Annotated in this window: 1 protein-coding gene; it reads right to left on the bottom strand. The window is 72.0% G+C overall.

The window, feature by feature from the left end:
* On the bottom strand, positions 1 to 296 hold a 296-nt coding region (locus tag NQO67_RS43600), incomplete at both ends, for a beta-ketoacyl synthase N-terminal-like domain-containing protein (protein WP_305127010.1).

The raw sequence follows: 296 nt of genomic DNA, 5'->3' as shown, positions 1-296 counted from the left end.
GCCCCAACCCCGCCTGCGCCAACGCCCGCCGAATCACCCGCTGCTGGGCGAGGTCGTTGGGGGCGGTCAGGCCGTTGCTCGCGCCGTCCTGGTTGACCGCACTGCCCCGCAACACCGCCCACACCCGCCGACCCTCACGACGCGCGTCCGACAACCGCTGCACCAGCAGCACACCCACACCCTCAGCGGGACCGAACCCATCCGCCCCTGCGCCGAACGCCTTGCACCGGCCGTCTACGGCCAGTCCGCGCTGCCTGCTGAACTCCACGAAGGTCCCCGGGTGGGACATGACTGTC

This window comes from Streptomyces odontomachi (genome assembly GCF_024435355.1).
Lineage (GTDB): Bacteria > Actinomycetota > Actinomycetes > Streptomycetales > Streptomycetaceae > Streptomyces > Streptomyces odontomachi.
This window is presented reverse-complemented; position numbering and strand designations above follow the sequence as displayed.